Genomic DNA, 24,412 nt, shown 5'->3' with positions numbered 1-24,412 from the left:
AATACTGTTATATAAAAGCGTCAATTTTTTGACACCCAGGAGGTATCGGTATGTCATCTCTTACAGCTGCAGCAGTAATGTCCACAGCTTTTCTGCGCCGGGAAGCCCACATCCCTTTATCCCATTTACAGGCCCAGCTGACCTCTACCAGAGCGGAAGCAGTGCTGATCCTGGGCAAAAAAGGCCAGATTCGGGGCTTACTCAGCCGGGAACGCATCCTGGCCGCCCGTTCAGAACAACCTCTGCCTATCAGCAAAGTCTTTTCCCTGTCCAGGCCTGTAACCATTGGCCCGGAATTCTCCCTGGCCAAAATTCTGGCTTTTTTCAACCAGCAGCATCCCGGACTGGTAGTAATGGATGAAAACCAGAATCCCCTGGGGGTAATCACCTGGGAAATCCTCACCACTGGCATTATCCGGGGCTGGCTCAAAAGTCAGGCTATCCTGGACACACTCCTTAACCATGCCAGTGAGGCTATTTGTATCATCAACGAACGGGAAGAAGTGGAATACTGGAATCCCCGGGCCGAAATCCTCTATGGCATTAAGGCAAGGGAAATCCTCGGCCAGCCGGTCAGCAAGTTTTTCCCCAATGTTCTGGTTTCCCACTCCCTGAAGGAAAACAAAGTGATTCGGGAAAGCTACCACCAGCCCCGGGAAGACGCCCATGTACTGATTACCGCCGCTCCCATTCAGTGCGAAAACCGGGTGATAGGGAGCCTCTCCCTGGAACGGGATATCGGAGATATCGTTTACTTGAATCAGGAGCTGACCCGCACCAGCACTACCGTTAAAAAACTGCGCAAGGAAATCAACCGTCTCAGTCAGAAGAACGCCTTTGCCACTATTTATGGCCACAGTACCATTATAAAGGAAACCATTAATTTAGCCAAAAAATTTGCTGCTACCGATGCTTCCCTGCTTATCCGGGGGGAAAGCGGCACCGGTAAAGAACTGTTTGCCCGCGCCATCCATGAAGAAAGCAAACGCTACAATCAGCCCTTTATTGCCGTTAATTGCGGCGCCCTGCCCTCGCTGCTTTTTGAAAGTGAACTGTTTGGCTATGAAAGCGGTGCCTTTACAGGGGCTGAGCGTGGCGGCAAACCCGGTAAATTCGAGCTGGCCGAAGGAGGTACCCTCTTTCTGGATGAAATCGGTGAGCTGGAATTGAGCCTGCAGGCCAAACTGCTGCGGGCCTTGCAGGAAAAGGTCTTTTACCGGGTAGGTGGTACTAAACCCATCAAGGTGAATGTCCGCATCATCGCTGCAACTAACCGGGATCTGGAAAAAATGATCCGGGAAGGTACTTTCCGGGAGGACCTCTATTATCGCCTGAATGTCCTTACCCTAACCCTGCCTCCGCTCAGGGAGCACAAGGAAGATTTGCCCGAACTGGCCTACCTGCTGGTCCAGGAGCTGGCCAGCATCCATCAAAAGCGCATTCAGGAAATTGAGCCAGAAGTAATGGTGGCTTTTATGAATTACCACTGGCCCGGCAATGTACGGGAACTGCGCAACACCCTGGAGCGGATGGTTATTCTCTCCGATGATGGCATTTTGCGTCAGGATACCCTGCCTGCCCATCTTCGCCTGGAGAAACTGAAAGAATTGCGTTTGCCTGACAATGATACCAGCGGCCCACTGCCGGAAGTAACCATAGCTACAGAAAAAAGGCTGATTGCCGAGGCCCTGAAAAAAGCCAACTACAACAAGGCCGAAGCCGCCCGTTTGCTGGGCATCCCCCGCAGCAGCCTCTACTATAAAATGAAGGTCCTGGGTCTGACGCCAGATAACTGACACTGGCGTCAGTTTTTTGACACAAATTGGGCGAGGAAGTGCTTTTTCCCTGTATTGGACGCCAGTTTGCTCCCGGCCAATAAGTGGCACGAAAATTGCTAAATTAAATTGGCGTAAAATTGCGGCAATAAAAAATAGGGGGAAGGCATAATGGATATGAACCTGCTGGCGCGCAAAATAATTCTTACCATTGCCGCCAACAAAACAGTAGTCAACCTGGTCAGTAAACATGGGATGAAATGGGGTGCCGCCCGCTTCGTGGCTGGTAGCACTCTGGCCGAAGCTGTTCAGAGAGTTAAAGAACTGAACAGCAGAGGCATTGATGTCACCCTGGACCACCTGGGGGAAAGCATCACCAGTAAGGAACAGGCCAGGGAAGCGGTGGAAGCCTGTCTGGCTATCCTTGATGCCATCCATCAGGAAAAGCTGCGGGCTAATCTCTCCCTGAAACTGACCCAGATCGGCCTGGACATTGATTATGATTTCTGTCTCAACAACATGCGGGAAATTCTGGAGCGGGCGCAAAAGTACAATAATTTTGTCCGCATCGATATGGAAGATTCCGACCACTGTCAGATCACTTTTGATTTGTTTTATACCTTGTTGAATGAATATGGTCCGGAACGGGTAGGCATAGTAGTACAGGCCTATCTCTACCGTACCGCCGGGGATGTGGAGGAATTGATCAAGCGGAAATCCACCATTCGCCTCTGCAAAGGAGCCTATAAGGAACCTGCGGAGGTGGCATATCCCAGCAAAAAGGATGTTGATGCTAACTATCTGAAACTGGCCAAAACTTATCTCCGTTCCGGCGTCTATTTTGGGGCCGCCACCCACGACGAAAAAATCATTCGGGAGCTCATGGAATTCGTAGAAAAGGAAGGCCTGCGTAAAGACCAGTTTGAATTCCAGATGCTCTATGGTATTCGCCGGGATTTGCAAGAAGAGCTGGTCAAAAAAGGCTGGCGGATGCGGGTCTATGTACCTTACGGTAAAGACTGGTATCCCTACTTCTCCCGCCGTCTGGCCGAAAGGCCCGCTAACCTCTTCTTTATCCTGAAAAATATGCTTAAACCATAAAAAATTCAAGGGAGGTAAAATTTCCATGCTGCAAGAGTACCGTAACGAACCTTTTACAGATTTTAGCCAGCCGGCTAACCGGGAAGCCATGACCCGGGCCCTGGCCCTGGTAGAAAGCCAGCTGGGCCAGAGCTATCCTCTGGTGATCGGCAAAGAGAAAATCATGACCGAGGAAAAACTGGTTTCCATTAACCCGGGCAACAAGGACCAGGTGGTGGGCTATGTAGCCAAAGCCAACCTGGAACTGGCTGAAAAAGCCATCAAAACTGCAGAAGAAACCTTTAGCACCTGGTCCCAGGTAGGTCCTGCCGTACGGGCCCGTTATCTGTTCAAAGCAGCAGCCGAAATGCGGCGCCGCAAACATGAATTCTCCGCCTGGCTGGTTTATGAAGTCGGTAAAAACTGGGCTGAAGCCGATGCTGATACCGCTGAAGCCATTGATTTCATGGAATTTTACGGCCGGGAAATGCTGCGTCTGGCCGAACCCCAGCCCCTGACCCGCATTCCCGGTGAAGACAATGAACTGTACTATATTCCCCTGGGCGTAGGGGTAATCATCCCGCCCTGGAACTTCCCTCTGGCTATCCTGGTGGGGATGACCACTGCTGCCATCGTATCCGGCAATACTGTGGTGCTAAAGCCCGCTTCCGCTTCCCCGGTAATCGCCGCCAAATTCGTGGAGCTGATGGAAAGCGTCGGCCTGCCTCCCGGGGTAATCAATTTCCTGCCGGGCAGCGGTGGTGCCATTGGCGACTTCCTGGTGGATCATCCCCGTACCCGTTTCATCTCCTTTACCGGTTCCATGGAAGTGGGACTGCGCATCTATGAGCGGGCAGCCAAACTGGCCCCTGGCCAGATCTGGCTGAAACGAGTAGTAGCGGAGATGGGCGGTAAGGATGCTATCATCGTCGACAAGGAAGCTGATCTAGAAGCCGCTGTTGAAGGGATAGTTGCTTCAGCTTTTGGCTTCCAGGGCCAGAAGTGTTCCGCCTGTTCCCGTGCCATTATCCATCAAGATGTCTATGACTATGTCCTGGAAAAAGTAGTGGAAAAGGCCAAACAAATCAAGGTCGGCCCTCCGCAAGATCCCGGCAACTTCATGGGTCCGGTGGTTGATCAGAAAGCCTATGAAAAAATCCTGGAGTATATGGAAATCGGCAAACAAGAAGGCCGTTTGATGTGTGGTGGCGGCAAAGCTGAAGGCAATGGCTTTTATCTCCAGCCCACTGTCTTCGCTGATGTCGACCCCCTGGCTCGCATTGCCCAGGAAGAAATCTTCGGTCCTGTAGTAGCCTTTATCAAAGCCCGGGATTTCGACCATGCCTTAGAAATTGCCAACAATACCATCTATGGTCTGACCGGTGCCGTCTATTCCACCAACCGCGAACATCTGGAAAAAGCCCGTCGCCACTTCCATGTCGGCAACCTCTACTTCAACCGTAAATGCACCGGGGCCCTGGTAGGCGTCCATCCCTTTGGTGGTTTTAACATGTCCGGCACCGACTCCAAGGCCGGTGGCCGCGACTATCTCCTGCTCTTCACCCAGGCCAAGGTGGTAAGTGAAAAATTATAAAAAGAAGGGGCTAAATAGCCCCTTCTTTTTTACCTGTCCACCAGTAAACCGGTAAGCCCAGGGCGGTAATGCCCAGGCTAAACAAGGAATCCAGAGGATTAGTAACCAAATTATTGAGTAAAATATAAGTTCCCCCTATCATTGCTACCAGCGGCACAAAAGGATAAAGGGGTACCCGGTACTGATCCTGGCCTATCTCCCTTCGCCGCAAAAGAAAAATTCCGGCCAGGCCTAAAACAAAGAAAATCCAGACGGAAAACATGGCCAGATCAGTAAGGCGATCAAAGCTCCCGGTGAGAATGAAGAAACATGCAATTATCACCTGCAAGAATATAGCGTTTACTGGGGTGCCAAAGGTCAGGTGAACTTTGCCGATCCAGTCACTGCCTGGTAATTGACCTTTTTGTCCCATGGCAAAAGGCACCCGGGCAGAAGTCAACAAATAACCATTCAATGCTCCGAAGATAGAGACCAGAATGCCGATACCGACAATACTGGCTCCAAATGTACCAAAGAGCATCTGAGCCGCATCAGTGGCTGGTGTAGCCGACTGTTCCAGCTGGGTCAGAGGCACTACCTTGAAAATTGCATAATTGATTGTCAGGTAAACAGCCATAACCAGCAACAGGCCGGAAGAAATAGCAATTGGTAAGTCCCGTTTGGGATTTTTCATCTCTCCAGCTACATAACTGACATTGAGCCAGCCGTCATAGGCCCAGAGAGTAGCCAGGATCGCCGCACCCAGACCGCTAATGGTAATGCGTGTTGCTGTACCGGTAAACAAGCCCAGTTGCTCCTGGCCCTGCCATAAACCAAAACCGATAATTGTCAGGATGGGTATGAGTTTGCCAATGGTAAAAATGGTTTGCACTCTACCGCCCTGTTTGGTGCCAGTTGTGTTAATCAACGCTACCAGCAATACCAGGCCGATAGCAACCAGAGTTTCTACCCAGCCAGAATAATGCAACAGCTGCCCGAGCTGGGCAGAAAAGATAATAGCCAGAGCTGCTACTATAGCCGGTCCGTAGATTACCGTTTGGACCCAGCCAAAGAGAAAACCAACAACTGGCCCATACAGTTCTTCCAGGTAGGCATATAGACCCCCTGTACGGGGAATTGCTACCGCCAGTTCCGCCATAGTCAAACCCGCCGCCAGAGTGATGATTCCACCTAGAATCCAGGCTCCCAACGACCAGGTCGGTGAACCGGTGGCTTTCAGGATCACAGCCGGTTTAAAAAAGACCCCTGCTCCAATAACCATACCCACTACTAGCATCATTGTTGTGAATAAGCCCAATTCCTTGCGCAACTGTTGTTCCAATGCTGCTCCTCCTTAGTATGTCAGTATTTAAAATTTGCCCTGTCTAATATAGCACAGCACCAGAACCTTTACAAGTATATTGTTTAGCTTTGAAAATAATTTATAATCCCATCACGCAAGGCCTGAGCCCAGCGTTGCCGCCAGGCGTTATCGGCCAGCAGTCTTTCTTCAATGGGGTTACTGATAAAGGCCAGTTCCACCAGTACTGCCGGCATCTGGGCTTTGCGAATGACCAGAAAATTGCCCTGTTTAATCCCCCGCCAGGGTAACCCGGGTTTTTGCAGGGGTGGTTCTAAGGCCTGTGCCAGCGACCGGGCAGTAGCATGATGGAAATAGATCTCAGTGCCCCTGGCTTCCCTATTGGTTGCAGAATTACAATGAACAGAAACAAAGATATGGGCCCCCTGACTATTGGCCAGCTTTACCCGCCGGGATAATTCCGCTACCCGGCTATCCGGTTCCCCTACCCGGTCACTATCCCGGGTTAAAATCACCTGGGCCCCGTCATTTTGTAAGAGCTGTTTCAGCTTCAGAACCACATCCAGAGTGACATCCTTTTCCTTCAAGCCACTGGGCCCTACCGCTCCCGGGTCAGGCCCGCCATGCCCGGCGTCCAGACAGATAATCCGGTTGGCCAGGGGTTTGACTGCTACCACTGGCTGGGAATCAATATAAACGATCCGATTACTGCCATCCCAGACCAGACGATGACCCAGGCTTTCCAGCAAAGGCCGGATAGGCACCCAGGTCTGGTTTTCCTGCAGCCGTCCAAAAAAGGGCAGGGCCTTGCCCTTATACACCAGCTTGACCTCATCCATCTAGCATCACCTCATTGAATTGTATGCACCGTTTGCCGGTGTCGCCACTGACCAAGAAAAAAAGAGCGGTCTAACCCGCTCCTGCATACTCTCCTTCTTCCTTTCCTACCATCCCGGCCGCCAAACCTGCCGCCCAGGCGGTCGTAATCAAACCAGTTCCTCCCCAGCTCATCCAGGGCAAGTTAATGGTAGTTATAGGAAACCAGCCGCTATTGGTCAGAAAATGCAAGGCCGCTGCACTTCCCAGCCAGGCCAGCAAAGCCCCTCGCACCATCAGGGGGTAATCCCCCTGCCAGTACTTTTCCCAGCGCCGCGGCCAGACCGCCCAAACCCAGGCCAGATAGGCAATAACCAGCAGTACAGCTGCTACCCAACCCAGTTTGTGGGCCAGGAAAGCAAAGAGATAATCATCTTCCGGTGATGAGATATAATAACTCTCCTGCCGCCAGGTAAAACCCTGGCCCCACCAGCCTGCTTCTGCCCACATGCGGCGCAGCCCCAGATAATCCTCACCCCCCTGCCCTGGTATGGGCCAGAGGACATTGTAAATACGCCCCTGCACATAGGGATGTAACCAGGCCAGACCACTAAACAGCAACAGTCCCAGGGCCCCGGCCAACCCTTCTCTCAGACCGAAATTGCCCTTCAGGACCAGCACCGTCAGGCCTGCTGCCCAGAGGACAGGAATCTGGCTGAAATCGGGCTGAGCTGCCAGCAGCAAACTCTCGCCCATTAAAAGGGCCAGCATCCAGCGCCGCCGGGGTAAGAGGGGTAAGACCAAACAGGTAGTAAGCAGCATCAAACCAGCAGGGGCAATTACCAGATCACCCAGCTTGAGCCAGCGAGCTGCCCCGCCGGCCGCTATACTCCAGCCAGGCACCAGCAAAAAACCGTTTAGCACTACTGCAATTGCCCACATACTCCAGGCCCAGTTTTGCCAGAAAGGCACAGTAGTTCGCCAGGCCAGAAAGAAGGCCAGCAGGGCCAGGAGAGCGAACTGGGCCTGCCGTAAGCCATAGGCATGGTAATTGCCATAATCCTGCCAGGAACGCACGGCTGTGGCTCTGTCCACCAGCATTACCCCAATTGCCATCAGAGACAACGGCAACAGGAGAGCCAGGGTGCGGCGCAAATCAAGCATTTCCCTTCCTCCCAATTCGGGATATAATTTTATTATCCATTATATCACAGAAAGGAGCAAATTCCTTGCGCAAATGGCTGACCTATTCTGTTCCCCCCGAACAAGCCGGTTTGACGGTGGAAACTATTCTGCGCCAGCAGTTACAGGTATCAGGGCGGGCGATTCAGCGCCTGACCCGCCGCCGGGGAATTTTGCTCAATGGTCGTGCCCCTTTTTTGGGCCATACCGTAAAAGCAGGAGATGAGCTGAAAGTCCTGCTGGAAACCGCTGCTCCGGCCCCCGGTCTAACCCCGATCCATATGGCTTTAGATATTCTTTTTGAAGATGAACAGTGCCTGGCTCTTAACAAACCGGCAGGTATAGCTGTTCATCCCGGTGGACCGCACCAGGGGCAAAAACCGACTCTGGCCCATGGTGTAGCCTATTACCTGCAGCAAAAAGGTCTGGCCCCGGTGGCCCATCCTGTCCACAGACTGGACCGGGACACCAGTGGCGTTGTTCTCTTTGCCAAACACAGCCATGCCCATCATGTACTGGACCAGCTACTGCGCAGCGGCAAAATCAGCCGCTATTACCAGGCCATCGTTTTGGGCCAGCCTCCGGCTGAAACGGGAGAAATTTCAGCTCCCATCGGCCCTCATCCCCATCATCCACAGTTACGCGCCATCATTCCTGCGGGGCAGCCTGCCCTTACCCGCTACCGCCTTCTACAAACCGGGAAGGAATGGTCCCTGCTGGAACTGGAGCTGGTTACCGGTCGTACCCATCAAATTCGAGTACATTTAAGCCACCTGGGCTGTCCTATCCTGGGGGACAAATATTATGGCGGTCCGGCCGCTCCCCTGGCCCCTCGTCCTCTGCTCCACTGCCAGCGCCTGGTTTGGCCAGGACAGGGAATTAGCGCTCCGTTACCTGCCGATTTTCGGAATTTTTTAAAATAGCTTTTAGTATGGTTGTTAATATGTTAAAATAAAAGAAATCTAAATATTTGGAGGAGAAAGAATGCCCCAGTTTTCCATTGCACTAATCACAGACAGCGCCTGCGATCTACCCCCGACCTTGTTAGAAGCGCTGCAAATTCACGTCCTGCCCTTTGGCATCAATTATCAGGATGGTCAGTTCCTGGACCGGGTAGATATCCAGCCCGAGGATATCTATGCTCGCTTGCCGGTTGAAATCCCCACCACTTCCATGCCTACTCCCGGCGCAGTTCTGGCTTTGCTGGACCAACTGAAGGCTGAAGGCTACAAACAGGTACTGGCTATCCATATCTCCAGCAGTCTTTCTGGTACCTGGCAAATGGTACAGACCATAGCCAGCCAGTATGAAGGCCTGGACATCCGGGTATTTGACAGCCGTTCCCTTTCCTTCGGTCAGGGTTTTTTGCTTCTGGAAGCCGCCCGAATGCTGCGCAGCGGCCAAACCGATCTGGATACTATCTGGCAGCGCTTAGTACATCTGCGGGATACTAGCCGTGTCTTTTTTATCCTCGATACGCTGGAATATCTCCACCGGGGCGGTCGTATTGGTGCTGTTTCCGCCTTTCTTGGGCAAATGCTCAATCTAAAACCCATTATTTCTGTTGATAAAGAAGGCAAGTATTTTTCCTTCACAAAAGTAAGGGGAAAAAAACTGGGGTTAAAAGAATTGCTGAAAATAGGCGAACAGCTGGCTAAAGAAACCCCTTGCCGGCTGGCTGTTCTGCATGGCGCCGCCGAGGCAGAGGCACGGGAGCTTTACAAAAAACTGAAAGAGCTCCCCACTGTGGTAGAAAGCTTTCTGGAACAGATTTCCCCGGCTCTTGGCATCCATACCGGCCCTGGTCTGGTAGGTTTTGTTTTCTGTGAAGCATAAAAGCTGTCCTTGCGGACAGCTTTTTTATTGAGCCAGCACCAGGGCCAGCAACTCCTGTCGATTGCGCGGCAGCGGCCGGTTAGTTAGCCCCCGTTGCCTCAAGGCCTGATATACCTCAACCAGCCAGGGCTGAGTCAGATCTGCCTGTTGCAGAAGCTTTTCATCCAGGAAAATTTCCGCCGGTGTTCCCTGCCCGATTACCCGTCCCTGTTGCATGACATAGACATAATCTGCCCAGTCATAGGCCAGTTCCACATCATGGGTGGAAAGGATGACCGTTGTCCCCTTGTCGCTAATATTATCCAGCAATCCCATTACTTGTCTGGAATGGCGCGGATCCAGCCATGCTGTAGGCTCATCACAAATCAGCACTTCCGGCTCCATGGCCAGAATGGCCGCCAGGGAAACCCGTTTTTTCTGCCCGTAACTCAAGGCATGGGTCGGTTTATCCCGTAAATGGCTGATCTCCGTGGCTGCCAGAGCCTGTTCCACCCTCCGCCGCACCTCCGCTTCCGCCAAGCCTAGATTGAGAGGGCCAAAGGAAATCTCCTGATAGACACTGGCGGAAAATAGCTGGCTATCCGGGTCCTGAAAAACAATCCCCACCCGTTTGCGCAGCTCCAGTAAATCTTTATGTTTATAGCTGACTTTATGCCCGGCAAAACGGATTTCCCCCCGCCGGGGCCGTAAAATTCCGTTAAAGTGCAAAAACAGGGTGGATTTGCCCGCCCCATTGGACCCCAGCACGGCAATTTTCTTTCCCCGTTCAATCGCCATATTCACACCCTGCAATGCTACCGTCCCATCCGGATAGGCAAATTCCACGGCACAGGCCTCAAGAATGAAAGATGACAATTTTTTCTCCTCCCCCGTTTAATGCCATAAACCAGAGTACCATTTGTACCAGAGCAATCAAGGCCAGATTGGCACCGGACCAGTGATATTCCGGTTCCAATACCCTTAACTCCCCCTGATAACCCCTGGCCTCCAGAGCTTGATAAAGCTGGCGGGAACGCTGCTGGGATTTGAACAACAGAGCGGTTATCAACTGGCCCAGGGAGCGGTAGGAATTGCCCAGACTGGCATAGCCCCAGCGGGAAGCCTGGGAAATCTGGATCTGTACTGCTGTTTCCGCCAGCACAAAGATAAAGCGATAAACCAATCCCATCAGTTCCAGTAGCAGGGGCGGAATCTGCAAACGGCGCAGAATTCCCAGGATCTCAACCATCGGTGTAGTCAGGATGAGAAAGTAAAGGCAGCTGACAGCAGCCAGAGCCTGTAGTATAACCCGCAGGGCCAGCCCCAGCTGCCGCCAGTCAATCCCTGCAAACAGCGGCCCGATTTTCCAGGTTATAATCCCACTAACCGGCTCGGTACTGAGGCTTAACAAAATCGTCCAGGCACTGAGCAGCAAAAAGGAAAAAGGCAAAAGCAGCAGCCGCACCAGATAGCGCAAGGGTATACCAGCCCGCCCCCATAAAATTCCATTCATTATTAGCAGCACCAGGCCCGTTACCACCGGTTGGGGACGGCTCAAGACCGCCCCCATAGTTAATCCGGTCAATAGCAATTTTTCCAGAGGATGAACATGACGCAGCCGGTTATTATAAGCAAATTGATCGATATTAAACATGCCCTTTTTTCTCCTCTGCCTGTTTTTTGCCGCGGAGATAGCCTAAATAATAGCCAATAAAACCACTGCCCAGGGCTGCTTGCAGGGCAAAGAGCAAGCTTTCCACTTCCCCGCTGGGCGGTTGCCAGAAATTCTGGAACCAGGGCTTGTAGTCAGGACGCAACTGGCTGATCACTTCTTCCGCCTGCCCATCAGCTCCAGCGAAAGGGGCATTGGGCAACAGGACAAGAGGTCCTAAAGATAAAACCACGGCCATTAGCAATAAAATAAGATTTTGCTTTTTCATCTTATCCCTCCTCCGTCAGAACTGCCAGTTCCACTAACTCCTGGCGGTTATAATTGCTGATGGTATTAAAGACCACTACAGTCAGCAAGCCTTCGCTGATGGCCAGCGGAATCTGGGTAAGGGCAAAAATCCCGGCAAATTTGAGAAAGGCAGCAATGAGCCCACCGGTGGGAAATGCCAGGGCCAGCTGAACCGATGTCACCAGATAGGTAGCCAGGTCCCCCAGGGTAGCGGCCAGAAAAATGCTGAAACTGCGGTTCACCCCGGTTTTTTGCAAAAGCTTGTAAAGTCCATAGGAAACCAGGGGGCCAGTAATAGCCATAGAAAAGGCATTGGCTCCTAAAGTAGTTACCCCGCCATGGGCCAGCAGTAAAGCCTGAAAAATGAGAACAATCGTGCCCAGCACCATCATGGCAGCTGGACCAAACAGGATAGCTCCCAGCCCCACTCCCGTTGGGTGGGAACAGCTACCGGTTACAGAAGGTATTTTTAATGCGGATAGTACAAAGGCAAAAGCTCCCACCAAACCCAGGAGCATCTTTACTCCGGGGTTGGCTTTTACTATCCGGTTTATCCGGTACAAACCCCAGGCCAAAAAGGGCAGGAACAGCAAATACCATAATCCCGCCCAAACCGGCGGCAGGAAGCCTTCAGCTATGTGCATGGCATAAGCATTAACAGGGGCATTTAAAGTAAACCATAATAAACCCAAACCAATCAGAACTAATGACTTGTACTTTTTCATCTACTCTTCCCCTCCCAGCATTGTAAAATAAAAAATCCCCAGCCTTATGACCAGGGAAGGCAAGGCGCTCAGCTTAACGGACAGCCTGAAGCAAACCACCTCCCATTTGCATAAAGGTGTGTTTCAGCAGGCCGGTTACTGGCTGAGGTTCATCGCTGGCCCCTCACAATGAGCCCGCTCACCAACACAGTAAATGCTCGGATTCGCACCGGATACCGTTTAAGCCGACCCCTCAGGGCCAGGCGCCTCTGTTATTCTTTTTTAACAGTAATTATCATAGCATATTATGGTCATTTTTACAAGTCTTTGCCTGAATTTTCTGTTAAACTCAACCAGAGATAATGGGTTACCCAGCTCCGGTAGGGCCGCCAGCCTTCCCCGATTTCCCGTACTTCAGCTTCAGTTGCCTGGCGTCCCAGCCCCCACAGCTGCCCAACCGCATTACGTAAACCGATATCCGCTGCCGGCAACAAGTCCGACCGCCCCTGGCCAAACAGCAGGATACACTCTGCTGTCCAGCGCCCAATGCCCCGCCAGGAAATTAAATAGCTCATCGCCTCCTGTTCCGGCATGGTTTCAACCTTGCTCCAGTTCAGCTGACCTGTTGCTGTAGCCTGGGCCACTCCCAGTACATATTCTGCCTTACTGCGGCTGAACTTGAGTAAACGTAAATCTTCCGCGGTCAACCTGACCAGTTGTTGTGGCTCAGGAAACAACAGCCAGTCCACCCCTTCCCAGTGCCACTGGCAATTACAACGGACCAGCAAATTCCGTTTCAGCTGGGCGCAAAAACTGAGATTGAGCTGCTGGGCAATTATAGAGCTAATGGCCGCTTCATAAAGAGTCGGCTCCAGGATCATGCGCTGACCATAGAAACGCTCCACCAGAGCAGCCAGGGGAAGATGCTGGCGGCAAAACTGATAAAAAGCAGGCAAATCAAAATTCAGGCAAAAGACATGGCTTAAATAGGCAATAGCCCGTTCCTGCCAGTCAGGCGGTAGCTCGGGGCCAGCCACCTCAATATGCCAGCAGGGTTTGGTTACTGTGCCTTCTTCCTGTACTGTCAATAAAACAGGTCGACCATCCCAGCTCAGGGCCTTTTGTAAACCATTCTCCCCCAGCCGGTAGAGTACATCCTGACCGGCAGAACGCATTCGTTTCAGCATTCCCGGTAAATCGGTAGGAGCAGGGGGATTCCAGTAAAATTCGTGTTGCATCCATTAACCCTCCATTTCCTCTCCATTTTACCACAAATAGAAAAAGAGGAAAGCGGCCTTTAGCCGTTTTCCTCTTCTAACCGTTTCAGCTCCTCTACCAGCAGAGCCAGTTCCTCGTCATCCTGAGCGAAGTAGATGGCCCCCGGTCCGCAATGGACCACACAGGTGCCACAGCTCATGCATTTCTCCCGATCATAGACGATTTCACCCCGTTCTTTGTCATAGCGCAGGGCCAGGGGTACACAATAGGTCGCTGCCGGACAGTCCTTGTTCTGGTCACATAGCTTTTTGTCGATGTAGATAGGCATCCCGCTCTTCCTCCTTCTTCCTCCCATATTCTTCCCCATCCACCTTACAGGCGGATTGACAGCTGGAAATTTCTTGCCCTGTGTGATAGTATAGTTTACGCGCCAGCCATTCTACCGGACCCATGAAAGTATCACTTCTGTCTTGATTTATACTATACCCTTGTATTGTATATTTTATGATAAATTGCTGTTGCCGTCAACCACTATAACACCATGAGGAGGTAAAGGTATATGAAACGGGACACGATTTTATTTGACCTGGACGGTACATTACTGCCTATTGATCAGGAATTATTCATGCAGGAATATTTGCAGGCGGTAGCTGAGCATTTCCACTGGCTGGCAGACCGCAAAACCTTTTTACGCCACTTCTGGCAGGCTACTGAGGCCATGATCGCCAATGATGGCCGCCTTACCAATGCCGAAGCTTTCTGGCATACCTTTACCCGTCTGACAGAAAAGGGACAGGAAGAACTCCTGCCCCATTTTGAAAAATACTATCTTGAAGTTTTTCCGCAGCTGAAAAAGTGCTGTCAGCCTACGCCCCTGGCCCGGCAGGTGGTAGAAAAAGCCCTGGCCAAAGGCTACCAGGTAGTGCTGGCCACCAATCCCCTCTTCCCTGTGGAAGCTACCCGGGAACGCATGCACTGGGCTGGTATCGCCGACCTGCCCTGGCTCCATGTCACCTATTATGACAGCTACCGCAGTTCCAAACCAGCAGTCCGTTATTTCCTTGAAGTATGTGAAAATATTAACCGCCCCCCGGAAGCCTGTTTCATGTTCGGCAATGATGCGCAGGAGGACCTGGTGGCTACCACTCTGGGTATCACCACCGGTCTGGTCACTGATTGCCTCATCGACCGGGGTGAACCCACTTATCCCGCTCACTGGCGAGGAACCCTGGCCGAGCTCCTGGACTGGCTGGACCAGCTTCCTGCCCTTTAACTCTTGTTCCGCCAGAAGTCCAGGCTCTTTTGCCAGATCTCTTTCTTGCTCAATTCCCGGGGCCAGCGCTCCACCGGGGTGCCTTCCCGCATGGCAGCGGCTACATTGGCAAAGACCTGGCGGTTTTGCCGGCCAAGCTGGCGTAACAGCTCCTTCACTTCTGCCCTTTTGGTATAGCCATCTAAAGGACAGGGGCTGGGGATGGGTTGAATCCCCAGCTCCTTCCCAGCTCGCCGGATTTCCTTCTCCCGGAAATAGACCAGCGGCCGGATTACCCAGAGCTGGCTTTCATCCAGCCAGGTTTTGGGCTGGAAAGTCTGGATTTGGCCACTGTAAAGGATGCTCATCAAAAAGGTTTCTACGGCATCATCATAGTGATGGGCATAAGCCACCTTGTTGAAACCATGGGCTCTGGCAAAGGCATTGAAGGTTCCGCGCCGAAAAAAAGAACAGCGGGCACAGGCACTTTGCCGATCCCCCCCCAGGGCCAGCTCGCTAATTTTAGTATGAACAGTATAAAAAGGCACATCTACTCGCTGACAAAAGGCCTCCAATTCCTGCCGGGGAAAACCCGTTTCAAAGCCCAGGTCAATGGTCAGGGCCCCTACTTCAAAAGGGAAAGGCGCATGCTGGCGTAATACCGAAAGGGCATAGAGCAAAAAAGAACTGTCCTTCCCGCCAGAAAAGCCTACCAGCACCCGGTCCCCCGGACTGAGCAAATCAAATTCGATAATGGCCCGCCAGAGAGGGCGAATATATTTTTTCGGCAAAGCTAAACGCACGGTTATTCAGCTCCTGTCCCTGGATTAGTTAATATGAGCCTGCAGGTTGGCCCTGGTTATCTGGCCATGGCTGGTATGCCAGAGGGGACTGGTCCCATCCAGCCAGAGAACCTGGGGACTGGCATGGGCTACCCCACTCACTTCGGCCAGGCGGTTACTCACCGGCCGGGCTGCCTGCACTACAATGCGATAGACTACCTGCTCCGGCCCCTGTTCAGCCAGCCATTGTTCCACTTCCTGGTGAGCCCGGGCACTGATAGGACAGGTAGCGCTGTGTTTAAAAAACAGCTTTTTCCCGCCTTGACGCAAAATTTCCTCCAGTTCTTCCACCTGCATTACATCGATGAATTTTCCCATGACTGCTCCTCCTTCAATAACCATTTTCCCACCATCCAGGTAACAATAATAGCCATCACCGTCCTGGCTGTCAACAACAGCCAGCCACTGGCACCAATCCTGGCAAACAAAAGGGTATCTTCGATGATAGCATGATTGAGTACCAGAAAGATACTGAGCAAATGCAAATCCTTGCGGGACAGTTCCCCCTCCCGGGCCGCCGCTATTATCACCCCGGCCCCATAGGCAATACCGAAAACCAAACCTACCAGCAAGGGCAAAGCCGCTGCCCGGGACAGATGGATTTTGCCCAGAGCCGGGGCCAGCCAGCCGGCCGCTATATCCAGCCATTTTAGATCTTTCAGAATCTCCAGTACCAGCATAATAGGTATGACGATAACGGCCACATCCCAGATCAGCCGCAGGCTCCCCATGCCGATGGACAGTATTGTTTCCACCCCTGCTCACCTACCAGAATAAATTCAAAATGATCCCCGCCAAAAAGGAAAAACCCAATCGCACTGCTACCAGCGGCCAGCCAGCGATTCCAGTCTGACGGGAAACAGCGGTTTCTACCAGTAAATTATGGGAAAGCAACAGCATTAAAGAGATAATGGTAATCTGTTTCCCCGTTAAGGTGATAGCCGCCATGGCCCCAATGGCAGCATAGAGATTGAGCAAATTGCCGATCACCAGGGCGGTAGCCGCTTCCCCCGGTAAACCGAACAGGGCCATCAAGGGCCGACAAATATCCGCCAACCAGGTAAACAGGGGCGTCAGTTTAAGTAAGTTCACTGCTATGTAGATAGGTAGCATGGTTTTGGCCAGCACCCAGGTGGTATTTATCCCCTTTTTCCAGCCTCTGTATAATGTCTCCTGCCAGTTCACTCTCCATCCTCCAATTTACAGTATTTCTGTTTCCACCTCACCCACCCGCAGGCGCGGTTCCGCTTCCAGCCAGTCGATAATAGCCTGGAGCTGGCTGCCCGCATGAGCTGAATTGCCGCCAATGACAGCAATGCCCAGGGTGATTTTCTGCCACAAATCCTGATCGGCTATCTCTGCCACCGCCACATTGAATTTGCTGCGCATTCTGCTAATTATACTCTGTAAAACCCGTCTTTTATCCTTCAGGGAATGCCCATCTGCCAGGTAAAGGGTAATCCGTCCACAGCCGATAATCAATCTGGTCACCAGCCTTTTCTTTTCAACAAGTGAGAAAACCCCCGCTGGCAGCGGAGGTAAGTTGTTCAGAAATGAAAATTAGCTTTAATTCGGGCCACTGCTTCCTGTAAGAGCGGCACTTCCTGGGTCAGGGCGATGCGTACATATCCTTCCCCCTGCGCCCCAAAGGCATGACCGGGAATCATCAGCACTCCGGCTTTTTCCAGTAATGTGAGGGCAAACTCCATGGAAGTGGAAAAACCGGCCGGAATCCGGGCCCATAAAAACATGGAGCCTTTCGGTTTGGGAATCTGCCAGCCCGCTTCAGCCAGTCCTTCTACCAGCACATCCCGCCGTTTCTGATAAGTAGCTGCATTTTCCCGAACAAAATCCTGGGGACCTTCTAAGGCCGCAATTGCTGCCTCCTGAACCGCGCTAAAAACTCCATAATCGATATTGGATTTGATTTTATTCAGGTTGGCGATAACCTCCTGATTGCCTACTACAAAGCCTATACGGCAACCTGCCATATTAAAGGACTTGGAACAGGAGTGAAACTCCACCCCTACCTCCCTCGCCCCGGGTACCTCCAGAAAACTCATAGGCTTAAAACCATCAAAAGCCAGTTCGGAATAGGCCGCATCATGACAAACCAGTAAATCATACTGCCGGGCGAATTCCACTGCCTGCCGGAAAAAGGCTCGGTCCGCCACCGCAGCCACCGGATTGCTGGGGTAATTGAGGGTCAGCAGTTTCGCCCGCCGGGCCACCTCTGCCGGAATATCCTCCAGCCGGGGCAGAAAACCGTTTTCTTCCTTCAGCGGCAAAGGATATAATTCCCCTCCGGCCAGCAAGATACTGGCACTATAAATGGGATAGCCCGGATCAGGTACCAGAGCCAGGTCTCCTGCCTCAATATAGGCCCAGGCCAGATGGGCCAGCCCGTCCTGGGATCCCATCAACACCAGCACTTCCCGCTCCGGATCCAGTTCCACATCAAAACGGCGCTGATACCAGCGGGCAATAGCTTGCCGTAACTCCAAACAGCCCTCAAACACCGGATAACGATAATTAACATCCTTTTCAATCCCGGCACGCAAGGCAGCTTTTATATGCGGAGCAGGAGGGCGGTCCGGGCTGCCAATCCCCAGATTGATCACTGGCAAGCCCCGGGCCTCCACTTCCCGCTTTTTGGCCTCCATTACGGAAAAAATCCCGGTAGTCAGCAGTTCGATACGCCGTGCTACCTGAACCATCCAACCCACTCCCCTTTCACAATAATAATAACACAAAGGGAGGCAGATTGTCAGCAAGGGTCTCTATCCGGTAGTCTCTGGCTCTGCAAGATCCGCAGAGCATTTAAAACAGCCAGCAGAGCCACTCCTACATCAGCGAAAACCGCTTCCCACATGGTGGCCAGTCCTCCGGCTCCTAACAGAAGTACCATCCCTTTTACCCCAAAAGCCAGGGCAATATTCTGCCAGACAATTTGTTTGGTGCGGCGGGCTATCTGCACGGCTTCTACCAGCTGTACCGGTTCATCCCGCATCAGCACCACATCTGCAGCTTCAATGGCAGCATCTGCCCCCAGCCCCCCCATGGCGATTCCGATATCGGCCCGGGCCAAGACAGGAGCATCATTGATGCCATCACCCACAAAAGCTACTTTCCCTTGAGCAGTTTTTTCCTGTTCGATTTTTTCCAGCCAGACTACTTTGTCCTGGGGCAACAATTCCGCCTTAACCTCAGTAATACCCAGCTGTTCCGCTACCTGCCGGGCCGCTGCCTGGCTATCCCCGGTCAGCATCACCAGCCGCCGGATACCCAGCTGCCGTAGACTGTTAATAGCTTGCTTTGCATCAGGTTTCAGCTGGTCTGCCAGCCGGATATAGCCGGCATATTCCCCGGCAAGGGCCAGCCAGATTACCGTGCCTTCCACCTCTGTTACCGGTACGGCAATACCTTCTGTCTCCAGCAGTTGCCGTTTACCAGCAATAACCCTGGTACCCTGGACCACAGCCTTCACACCCTGGCCGCTGATTTCTTCATACTCGCTGACCAGAACCTGCTCTACCGGCTGTCCCCAGGCTGCCAGCACTGAACGGGCCAGGGGATGATTAGAAAAACTCTCCGCCAGTGCCGCATAGGCCAGTATCTCTTCTCTGGACCACTTTCCCGCCGGTACTACCTCTACCACCTGAAAAACCCCCTGAGTCAGGGTCCCGGTTTTGTCAAATACTACTGCTTCCAGTTTACTCAGGGCTTCCAGATAATTGCCCCCCTTGACCAGGATCCCCCGGCGGGCTGCCGCTCCCAGACCTCCAAAGAAACCGAGAGGAATGGAAACCACCAGGGCACAGGGGCAGGAGACAACCAGAAAGACCAGGGCCCGGTAAAGCCAGAGGGAAAAACCCGCTGTCGAAAAGGTCAAAGGTGGAATCAAGGCTATTGCTGCAGCCGCCAGCACCACCGCCGGGGTATAATAGCGGGCAAAAGTGGTAATAAAGTTTTCCGTCGGCGCTTTCTGGGCAGCAGCAGATTGCACCAGCTCCAGGATACGGGCTACAGCGGATTCCTCATAGGCCCTGGTTACTTCAATGGTCAACAGCCCATTCTGATTAATAAATCCCGCCAGCACTTCATCTCCTTCCCGTACCGTACGTGGCAAAGCTTCCCCGGTTAAAGCCGAAGTATCCACCGTTGAGGAGCCTAGCACTATTCTCCCGTCCAAGGGTATTTTTTCCCCTGCTTTTACCAGAATGAAAGCACCCACCGGCACCTCCTCCGGCTTCACCCTTTTTACTTCCTGCCCCAGCAACAAATTGGCCGAGTCAGGACGGATAGCCAGCACCGCCTGAATGGAACGGCGGGAACGCTGTACAGCCATATCCTGCAAAAGCTCACCCACCTGGTAAAAAAGCATCACCGCTACCGCTTCCGGATATTCCCGCAGGGCAAAAGCGCCCAGAGTTGCAATGGTCATGAGGAAATTTTCATCAAACACCTGCCCCCTGCCGATATTTTTCATGGCCTTAAGCACTATTTCCCCACCCACCAGGCCATAGGCCAGCAAGAACAGCAGCAATTCCAGCCCTGTCGGCATTTTCAAAACCAGGGCCAGCAGGTAAACCAGCGCTCCTATTCCTAAACGCAACAATTCCCCTTTTTTTACTGCTGTCAGGAGTTGCTCCTCTGGTAATCCTTTCTCTTCTTCCCTGACTTCCAGTCCCGCCTCTATCTGCTGTGCAATCCGCGAAGCTTCAGTCACAATCCGGTCTGTTTCCTCCTGGTTCTCCACCTCGATCGTTAATCTCCGGGCAACAAAATCCAGAGTGGCTGCCCTCACCCCATCCAGGTTACGCACCTTTTCCTCGATTTTAGCAGCACAATTGGCACAGGACAGGCCCTGTAACAGCAGGACCTTTTTGGCATGCTGTTTCGCTAGCAATCCTTTGTTCATCTTTATCCCTTCTTGCCATTATTTTTCAGTAATATGCAGGAAACCCTGATCAAAAATCTGTTTAATATGTTCATCATCCAAGGAATAATAAACTATCTTTCCTTCCTTACGGTTTTTGACCAGCCGTGCCTGTTTCAATACCCGGAGCTGGTGGGAAATGGCCGATTGAGACATATTAAGCAAGGCTGCAATATCACAGACACACATTTCTGCCGCAAACAGGGCATACAGAATTTTGATTCTGGTAGTATCACCAAACACCTTGAACAGCTCCGCCAGGTCATATAACTGCTCTTCCGCCGGCATTTTTTCCTTTACCTGTTTTACGACCTCCTCATGGATAATGGTACAATCACAGCGCTCCATCCTCTCACCCCCTGTTTTTATTTGATTGTTTGAACACTTATTCATATATTCTGTTATGATTATATGCATTTAGCAAAAAAATGTCAAACAAAAAGAAAAGCCACAGGTTAAACCTGCGACTTGCGTCCCTGTGTCAATTGAATTTCCCCCAAAAACAGGGTTAACACTGCTCCCAGGATGACAAACACCATACCATAGCGAAAAACATGCTGCAAGGTATCAACAAGAGAAGTTTTCAAAATGGGTACCAGTACCCGTTGCAAGGCCAGAGGCATTTTTTGCAGTGCAGCTGGGTTTAGCAAGGTAGAATAGAGGGCCTGGGCATTATGACTGATCTGTTCCTGCAACTGTCTGGCCCAGGATTGAGCCTGCGCCGGCAGCTGAATTAGAAAAGGTTTCATTTTCTCAGTCAGCAAATGGCTGGAACGGTAATTCATCACCGCACCCAGAATGGTCATACCAAAAGTACCGCCAATTTGCCGGAAAAACTGGCTGGAGGAAGTAACGATTCCCAGTTCCTGCTTGCTAAAGGATTCCTGTAAGGCCAGAGTCGTCAATGGCATCACCAGACCTATTCCTACCCCCAGAACACCCATATACACCATGGCCAGCTGCTTGCTGGTACTCATATCCATGGTAGATAACAGCCAGAACCCTCCCACCATGGTTAACATACCCAGCAGCATCTGTTTTCTTAGCCCCAAAAATTGAACCAGCCGGCCACCAATAATACTAGCCGCCATCATGGCCAGCATCATGGGCATCATTACCGTTCCCGATTCAGACGGGCTGATGCCGATTATCCCTTGCATGAACAAGGGCACAAACATAATGGCTCCAAACATACCGATTGACATTAAAAAACCAATGCCACTTAACAGGATGAAGACCCGGTTCTGGAAAAGGTGCAGGGGGAAGACCGGTTCACTGACACGGGTCTCTACCAGTATAAAAGCACTGAGCAGCAAAGCCGCCAAACCGAACAGGGAAAGAATTTGCCAGGACTGCCAGGGATACTCCTTGCCACCCAGGCTCAAAGCCAGCAATAGACTCACTACTCCAGCGATCAGGGTAAACATCCCCCGGTAATCAATTTGGACCCGTCGTTCCAGACGCTTGTTTTTGAGAGCAGTGGCGATTAAAAAAGTAGCCAGTAGCCCGGTAGGTAAATTAATGTAAAACACCCAGCGCCAGTTCCAGGCATCTACAATCCAGCCCCCCACCTGGGGCCCGATGATGGAAGACAGGGCAAAAACAGCCCCAAAAACTCCCTGCCACCTGGCCCGTTCTGCCCCAGTAAAAATATCCCCGATTACTACCATAGCCATCGGCATCATTACTCCTCCGCCGATGCCCTGCAGAGCCCGAAAGATAATGAGTTGTTCCATACTCTGGGCCAGCCCACAGAGAGCAGAGCCCAACATAAACAGCAACAACCCGGCAACATATACCGACTTGCGTCCCAGCAAATCCGCCAGTTTACCGGCGATAGGCACAACCGCAGTGGAACTGAGCATATAGGCAGTAGTCAACCAGGTCATCATGCCCAGACCGCCCAGTTCCCCCACTATTCGCGGCATGGCTGTCCCCACGATGGTATTATCAAGAGCGGAAAACAACATCGCTACCAGTAACCCAAAAATCAATAGACCCCGTTTTTCCATGCCCTCTTCAGCCGTAATAGTGGTAGCCCATTCCTGTGTTTGCACTAAAATCACTCCTCAATTTTGGCCATCTTTTCCAGAATGGTAAGCAAAACTTCCCTTTCCTCCTGATCCAGTTTTTCCAAATAGCCCTTCAGAACCAGCCGCCGTTTTCGTCTGGCCTCAGCCAGTTTATCCTTTCCCGCCTCCGACAAACTTATCAAGACTACCCGGCGATCCCGGGTTTCACGGGAACGGACAATCAGGCCGTTATTTTCCAGACGATCCAGCATGACTGTAACTGAACTGGGCTTGACATGCAAAGCCTCTGCCAGCTGGCTGACAGTGGCTTGTCCCTGCTGGTCCAGGAGGTTCAGGAGAAAAAACCGGGGCCCGGTCAAATCAGGCTCCTCGGCGGCCAGCCGATTGCCAAAATTCCGCATGATCCGGCCAAATGCCGCCTGCCAGCGCTCTAAATAATCCTCAAATTCCCGTTCATTCATCGGCATCCCTCACTTGTTTAGACAATCTAATGTTTAGACTGTTTAAATATATCCCTTTTTTGACTTTTTGTCAAGAAAAAATCCGCTCTCTTGCGAAAGCGGATTCAGGTTTTATTCTATACCATGACTGCTCAGCCGAAATACCCCGGCTTTTTTATAGCTATGTTCCTGCTGTAAAATTTTCTTTAAAGCCAGGCGGGCCTTGTAAAGTCGCCATTTCACCATAGCTGATGAGCACCCCAGAATTTCAGCCACTTCTTTGGTGGAACAACCATTAATTTCTCTCAAAATATAAACTTCCCGTTGCTGTTCCGGCAGCCTGGCAATGGAGGCAAAGAGAATGTCCCTGATTGCCCTTTTTTGACATGATTTATCGGGATCCTGAGCACAGGTATCTTCCCCTCTAACTTCAGCAATTTGCTCCACCGGCTGTTCACTGCGAACAAATCCTTTGCGCTGGTAGTCTAAAGCTACGTTCACGGCAATGCGATAAAGCCAGGTGGATACTGCTGCTTTACCGGCAAAGGTGTGAAAGGCTTTAAAGGCCCGTAAAAAAGTCTCCTGGGCCAGATCCTGGGCCAGATGATAGTCCCCGGTCATCCCATAGAGCAGGTTCAAAATCTTTTTTTCATTGGCAGCAATAACTTCTTCAAAGGACAAATCATTTTCCCGGACATGGGGCTGAAGTACCGACATCTCCTTCACCTCCTACCAGTAGAAAAAAGCCCGCTGAGGGGCTTCTTATTTAGATCTCCGGGCAAGCAGGTGATCCAGGGAAATCCTGCCTGCTCCTTTTACCGCAAAATAAGCTGCCAGCCAGAATAGCACGAATACGTATTCAATCCCATCAGCTGGCCCTTTCAGGTCCAGGAAGAAACCATTGGCCCAGTGAACCTTAAACATTGCCACCAGCATCGTAATGGCCAATCCCAGGCCAGCCAGGCGGGTAAACAGCCCCAGCAAAATGGCCAGTCCGCCAAAAAACTCCGTCAGAATCGCCAGCCCGGCAAAAAAGGCCGGGATACCCAGCGCCTGGGTTAAAAAGCCCATCGTGCCAGACCAGCCAAAGCCGCCAAACCAGCCCAGCAGTTTCTGGGCCCCGTGGGCAAAAAAGACTGTCCCCAAACCTATGCGTAACAACAAATCAGCCCTTTGCTCACTAACTGCCAGCAATTTCTGGCAACAGCTGCTCTTAACCTGCAATGTCCCCACTTGCGGAACTTTGCTAAAAATTGATTCATCATGGGGACTTTTAGCCAAAAGCTCTGTTAGATCAGTTCCTGCCTTCACGCCAGCATGTTCGCCGTTTTGAAACACCTGGCTCACATCATAAACGCGCCCTTTATAAGCCACATAGGCAGGCTGGCCTTTTAAGCCATTGTATTTTTTTAGTTCTTCCAGAGTAAAAGTTTTGGACATCTCCATCGCCTCCTGTTTGCTT

Annotated in this window: 27 protein-coding genes; 6 read left to right on the top strand and 21 right to left on the bottom strand. The window is 51.7% G+C overall.

Annotated features, from left to right (window positions below; genetic code table 11):
* The first annotated feature begins 50 nt into the window (after positions 1-50).
* The 3 genes from JDF658_RS08790 to pruA all read left to right on the top strand — a co-directional run bounded on the left by JDF658_RS08790 (position 51) and on the right by pruA (position 4,449).
* On the top strand, positions 51-1,796 hold the full coding sequence (locus JDF658_RS08790) for a sigma 54-interacting transcriptional regulator (RefSeq protein ID WP_079907254.1): 1,746 nt from the start codon (positions 51-53) through the stop codon (positions 1,794-1,796).
* Positions 1,797-1,946: 150 nt separating this feature from the next.
* A complete protein-coding gene (locus tag JDF658_RS08785) occupies positions 1,947-2,876 on the top strand; it encodes a proline dehydrogenase family protein (protein WP_242946637.1) in 930 nt (309 codons plus the stop codon).
* Between the two features lie 25 nt (positions 2,877-2,901).
* Entirely contained in the window at positions 2,902-4,449 is a 1,548-nt protein-coding gene (gene pruA / locus JDF658_RS08780; RefSeq protein ID WP_079907253.1) for an L-glutamate gamma-semialdehyde dehydrogenase, read from the top strand.
* Between the two features lie 10 nt (positions 4,450-4,459).
* Here the strand turns inward: pruA and JDF658_RS08775 are convergent, their stop codons facing one another.
* The 3 genes from JDF658_RS08775 to JDF658_RS08765 form a co-directional block, all read right to left on the bottom strand.
* Positions 4,460-5,770: an APC family permease gene (locus tag JDF658_RS08775; protein ID WP_078665792.1), complete on the bottom strand. Its 1,311-nt coding sequence runs from the start codon at positions 5,768-5,770 to the stop codon at positions 4,460-4,462.
* An 83-nt stretch (positions 5,771-5,853) separates the two neighbouring features.
* Positions 5,854-6,588: an N-acetylmuramoyl-L-alanine amidase gene (locus JDF658_RS08770; protein WP_078665791.1), complete on the bottom strand. Its 735-nt coding sequence runs from the start codon at positions 6,586-6,588 to the stop codon at positions 5,854-5,856.
* A gap of 70 nt (positions 6,589-6,658) precedes the next feature.
* The gene (locus JDF658_RS08765) at positions 6,659-7,729 is read right to left on the bottom strand and encodes an FtsW/RodA/SpoVE family cell cycle protein (protein ID WP_079907252.1); all 1,071 of its coding nucleotides are present in this window, start codon (positions 7,727-7,729) and stop codon (positions 6,659-6,661) included.
* Positions 7,730-7,794: 65 nt separating this feature from the next.
* Between JDF658_RS08765 and JDF658_RS08760 the strand changes: the two genes are divergently transcribed.
* Together JDF658_RS08760 and JDF658_RS08755 are read left to right on the top strand one after the other, a co-directional pair.
* Complete coding sequence (locus JDF658_RS08760; protein WP_159071957.1) at positions 7,795-8,670, top strand: RluA family pseudouridine synthase; 876 nt, start codon at positions 7,795-7,797, stop codon at positions 8,668-8,670.
* A 61-nt stretch (positions 8,671-8,731) separates the two neighbouring features.
* On the top strand, positions 8,732-9,583 hold the full coding sequence (locus JDF658_RS08755; protein WP_078665789.1) for a DegV family protein: 852 nt from the start codon (positions 8,732-8,734) through the stop codon (positions 9,581-9,583).
* 24 nt (positions 9,584-9,607) lie between these two features.
* Here JDF658_RS08755 and JDF658_RS08750 read toward each other — a convergent pair whose 3' ends face one another.
* From JDF658_RS08750 to JDF658_RS08725, 6 genes are all read right to left on the bottom strand, one after another.
* The gene (locus JDF658_RS08750) at positions 9,608-10,438 is read right to left on the bottom strand and encodes an energy-coupling factor ABC transporter ATP-binding protein (protein ID WP_079907250.1); all 831 of its coding nucleotides are present in this window, start codon (positions 10,436-10,438) and stop codon (positions 9,608-9,610) included.
* Complete coding sequence (cbiQ, locus tag JDF658_RS08745; protein ID WP_079907249.1) at positions 10,419-11,216, bottom strand: cobalt ECF transporter T component CbiQ; 798 nt, start codon at positions 11,214-11,216, stop codon at positions 10,419-10,421. The genes JDF658_RS08750 and cbiQ overlap by 20 nt, the downstream gene beginning before the upstream one ends.
* Positions 11,209-11,502 carry an energy-coupling factor ABC transporter substrate-binding protein gene (locus tag JDF658_RS08740; RefSeq protein ID WP_078665786.1) on the bottom strand — a complete coding sequence of 98 codons (294 nt, stop codon included), beginning with the start codon at positions 11,500-11,502 and terminating at the stop codon, positions 11,209-11,211. Before JDF658_RS08740 ends, cbiQ begins: the two co-directional genes overlap by 8 nt.
* A 1-nt stretch (position 11,503) precedes the next feature.
* Entirely contained in the window at positions 11,504-12,247 is a 744-nt protein-coding gene (locus JDF658_RS08735; RefSeq protein ID WP_079907247.1) for an energy-coupling factor ABC transporter permease, read from the bottom strand.
* A gap of 296 nt (positions 12,248-12,543) precedes the next feature.
* Positions 12,544-13,464, bottom strand: a complete 921-nt coding sequence (locus JDF658_RS08730) for a DNA-3-methyladenine glycosylase (RefSeq protein ID WP_078665784.1) — start codon at positions 13,462-13,464, stop codon at positions 12,544-12,546.
* A gap of 59 nt (positions 13,465-13,523) precedes the next feature.
* Positions 13,524-13,772 carry a 4Fe-4S binding protein gene (locus JDF658_RS08725; protein WP_159071958.1) on the bottom strand — a complete coding sequence of 83 codons (249 nt, stop codon included), beginning with the start codon at positions 13,770-13,772 and terminating at the stop codon, positions 13,524-13,526.
* Positions 13,773-14,003: 231 nt separating this feature from the next.
* On the opposite strand from JDF658_RS08725, the gene JDF658_RS08720 reads away from it, so the two are divergent.
* On the top strand, positions 14,004-14,717 hold the full coding sequence (locus JDF658_RS08720; RefSeq protein ID WP_078665782.1) for an HAD family hydrolase: 714 nt from the start codon (positions 14,004-14,006) through the stop codon (positions 14,715-14,717).
* Here JDF658_RS08720 and JDF658_RS08715 read toward each other — a convergent pair.
* The 12 genes from JDF658_RS08715 to JDF658_RS14830 all read right to left on the bottom strand — a co-directional run bounded on the left by JDF658_RS08715 (position 14,714) and on the right by JDF658_RS14830 (position 24,390).
* The gene (locus tag JDF658_RS08715; protein WP_079907245.1) at positions 14,714-15,499 is read right to left on the bottom strand and encodes a tRNA 2-thiocytidine biosynthesis TtcA family protein; all 786 of its coding nucleotides are present in this window, start codon (positions 15,497-15,499) and stop codon (positions 14,714-14,716) included. The two genes, JDF658_RS08720 and JDF658_RS08715, sit on opposite strands and share 4 nt — an antisense overlap.
* A 24-nt stretch (positions 15,500-15,523) precedes the next feature.
* On the bottom strand, positions 15,524-15,856 hold the full coding sequence (gene ytxJ, locus JDF658_RS08710) for a bacillithiol system redox-active protein YtxJ (RefSeq protein ID WP_159446599.1): 333 nt from the start codon (positions 15,854-15,856) through the stop codon (positions 15,524-15,526).
* Entirely contained in the window at positions 15,835-16,293 is a 459-nt protein-coding gene (locus JDF658_RS08705) for a nucleoside recognition domain-containing protein (RefSeq protein ID WP_078665779.1), read from the bottom strand. Before JDF658_RS08705 ends, ytxJ begins: the two co-directional genes overlap by 22 nt.
* 10 nt (positions 16,294-16,303) lie before the next feature.
* On the bottom strand, positions 16,304-16,723 hold the full coding sequence (locus JDF658_RS08700) for a nucleoside recognition domain-containing protein (RefSeq protein ID WP_078665778.1): 420 nt from the start codon (positions 16,721-16,723) through the stop codon (positions 16,304-16,306).
* A 15-nt stretch (positions 16,724-16,738) separates the two neighbouring features.
* Positions 16,739-17,029, bottom strand: coding sequence for a DUF503 domain-containing protein (locus JDF658_RS08695; RefSeq protein ID WP_107754109.1), 291 nt, complete (start codon positions 17,027-17,029; stop codon positions 16,739-16,741).
* 56 nt (positions 17,030-17,085) lie between these two features.
* Positions 17,086-18,255 carry an LL-diaminopimelate aminotransferase gene (locus JDF658_RS08690; protein ID WP_079907240.1) on the bottom strand — a complete coding sequence of 390 codons (1,170 nt, stop codon included), beginning with the start codon at positions 18,253-18,255 and terminating at the stop codon, positions 17,086-17,088.
* Between the two features lie 50 nt (positions 18,256-18,305).
* Entirely contained in the window at positions 18,306-20,459 is a 2,154-nt protein-coding gene (locus tag JDF658_RS08685) for a heavy metal translocating P-type ATPase (RefSeq protein ID WP_079907238.1), read from the bottom strand.
* 18 nt (positions 20,460-20,477) lie between these two features.
* A complete protein-coding gene (locus tag JDF658_RS08680; RefSeq protein WP_143311978.1) occupies positions 20,478-20,825 on the bottom strand; it encodes a metalloregulator ArsR/SmtB family transcription factor in 348 nt (115 codons plus the stop codon).
* A gap of 107 nt (positions 20,826-20,932) precedes the next feature.
* Complete coding sequence (locus JDF658_RS08675) at positions 20,933-22,534, bottom strand: MDR family MFS transporter (protein WP_278308109.1); 1,602 nt, start codon at positions 22,532-22,534, stop codon at positions 20,933-20,935.
* Between the two features lie 5 nt (positions 22,535-22,539).
* Entirely contained in the window at positions 22,540-22,971 is a 432-nt protein-coding gene (locus JDF658_RS08670; RefSeq protein ID WP_159446598.1) for a MarR family winged helix-turn-helix transcriptional regulator, read from the bottom strand.
* Between the two features lie 111 nt (positions 22,972-23,082).
* Positions 23,083-23,667, bottom strand: coding sequence for an RNA polymerase sigma factor (locus JDF658_RS08665; protein ID WP_078665772.1), 585 nt, complete (start codon positions 23,665-23,667; stop codon positions 23,083-23,085).
* Positions 23,668-23,712: 45 nt separating this feature from the next.
* A complete protein-coding gene (locus JDF658_RS14830) occupies positions 23,713-24,390 on the bottom strand; it encodes a DoxX family membrane protein (protein ID WP_159071961.1) in 678 nt (225 codons plus the stop codon).
* Positions 24,391-24,412: the final 22 nt, after the last annotated feature.

The organism is Carboxydocella sp. JDF658, from assembly GCF_002049395.1.
In the GTDB taxonomy this organism is placed as follows: domain Bacteria; phylum Bacillota.
Note: the sequence above shows the minus strand (reverse complement) of the source record. Positions and strands in the feature narration are given on the sequence as shown.

What these genes read in the sequence shown, in the direction of transcription:
- JDF658_RS08790 (WP_079907254.1), top strand. Translation starts at nt 51, where the DNA reads ATGTCATCTCTTACAGCTGCAGCAGTAATGTCCACAGCTTTTCTGCGC.
- JDF658_RS08785 (WP_242946637.1), top strand. Translation starts at nt 1,947, where the DNA reads ATGGATATGAACCTGCTGGCGCGCAAAATAATTCTTACCATTGCCGCC.
- pruA (WP_079907253.1), top strand. Translation starts at nt 2,902, where the DNA reads ATGCTGCAAGAGTACCGTAACGAACCTTTTACAGATTTTAGCCAGCCG.
- JDF658_RS08770 (WP_078665791.1), bottom strand. Translation starts at nt 6,588, where the DNA reads ATGGATGAGGTCAAGCTGGTGTATAAGGGCAAGGCCCTGCCCTTTTTT.
- JDF658_RS08765 (WP_079907252.1), bottom strand. Translation starts at nt 7,729, where the DNA reads ATGCTTGATTTGCGCCGCACCCTGGCTCTCCTGTTGCCGTTGTCTCTG.
- JDF658_RS08755 (WP_078665789.1), top strand. Translation starts at nt 8,732, where the DNA reads ATGCCCCAGTTTTCCATTGCACTAATCACAGACAGCGCCTGCGATCTA.
- cbiQ (WP_079907249.1), bottom strand. Translation starts at nt 11,216, where the DNA reads ATGTTTAATATCGATCAATTTGCTTATAATAACCGGCTGCGTCATGTT.
- JDF658_RS08740 (WP_078665786.1), bottom strand. Translation starts at nt 11,502, where the DNA reads ATGAAAAAGCAAAATCTTATTTTATTGCTAATGGCCGTGGTTTTATCT.
- JDF658_RS08735 (WP_079907247.1), bottom strand. Translation starts at nt 12,247, where the DNA reads ATGAAAAAGTACAAGTCATTAGTTCTGATTGGTTTGGGTTTATTATGG.
- JDF658_RS08730 (WP_078665784.1), bottom strand. Translation starts at nt 13,464, where the DNA reads ATGCAACACGAATTTTACTGGAATCCCCCTGCTCCTACCGATTTACCG.
- JDF658_RS08725 (WP_159071958.1), bottom strand. Translation starts at nt 13,772, where the DNA reads ATGCCTATCTACATCGACAAAAAGCTATGTGACCAGAACAAGGACTGT.
- JDF658_RS08720 (WP_078665782.1), top strand. Translation starts at nt 14,004, where the DNA reads ATGAAACGGGACACGATTTTATTTGACCTGGACGGTACATTACTGCCT.
- ytxJ (WP_159446599.1), bottom strand. Translation starts at nt 15,856, where the DNA reads ATGGGAAAATTCATCGATGTAATGCAGGTGGAAGAACTGGAGGAAATT.
- JDF658_RS08690 (WP_079907240.1), bottom strand. Translation starts at nt 18,255, where the DNA reads ATGGTTCAGGTAGCACGGCGTATCGAACTGCTGACTACCGGGATTTTT.
- JDF658_RS08685 (WP_079907238.1), bottom strand. Translation starts at nt 20,459, where the DNA reads ATGAACAAAGGATTGCTAGCGAAACAGCATGCCAAAAAGGTCCTGCTG.
- JDF658_RS08680 (WP_143311978.1), bottom strand. Translation starts at nt 20,825, where the DNA reads ATGGAGCGCTGTGATTGTACCATTATCCATGAGGAGGTCGTAAAACAG.
- JDF658_RS08670 (WP_159446598.1), bottom strand. Translation starts at nt 22,971, where the DNA reads ATGAATGAACGGGAATTTGAGGATTATTTAGAGCGCTGGCAGGCGGCA.
- JDF658_RS08665 (WP_078665772.1), bottom strand. Translation starts at nt 23,667, where the DNA reads ATGTCGGTACTTCAGCCCCATGTCCGGGAAAATGATTTGTCCTTTGAA.
- JDF658_RS14830 (WP_159071961.1), bottom strand. Translation starts at nt 24,390, where the DNA reads ATGTCCAAAACTTTTACTCTGGAAGAACTAAAAAAATACAATGGCTTA.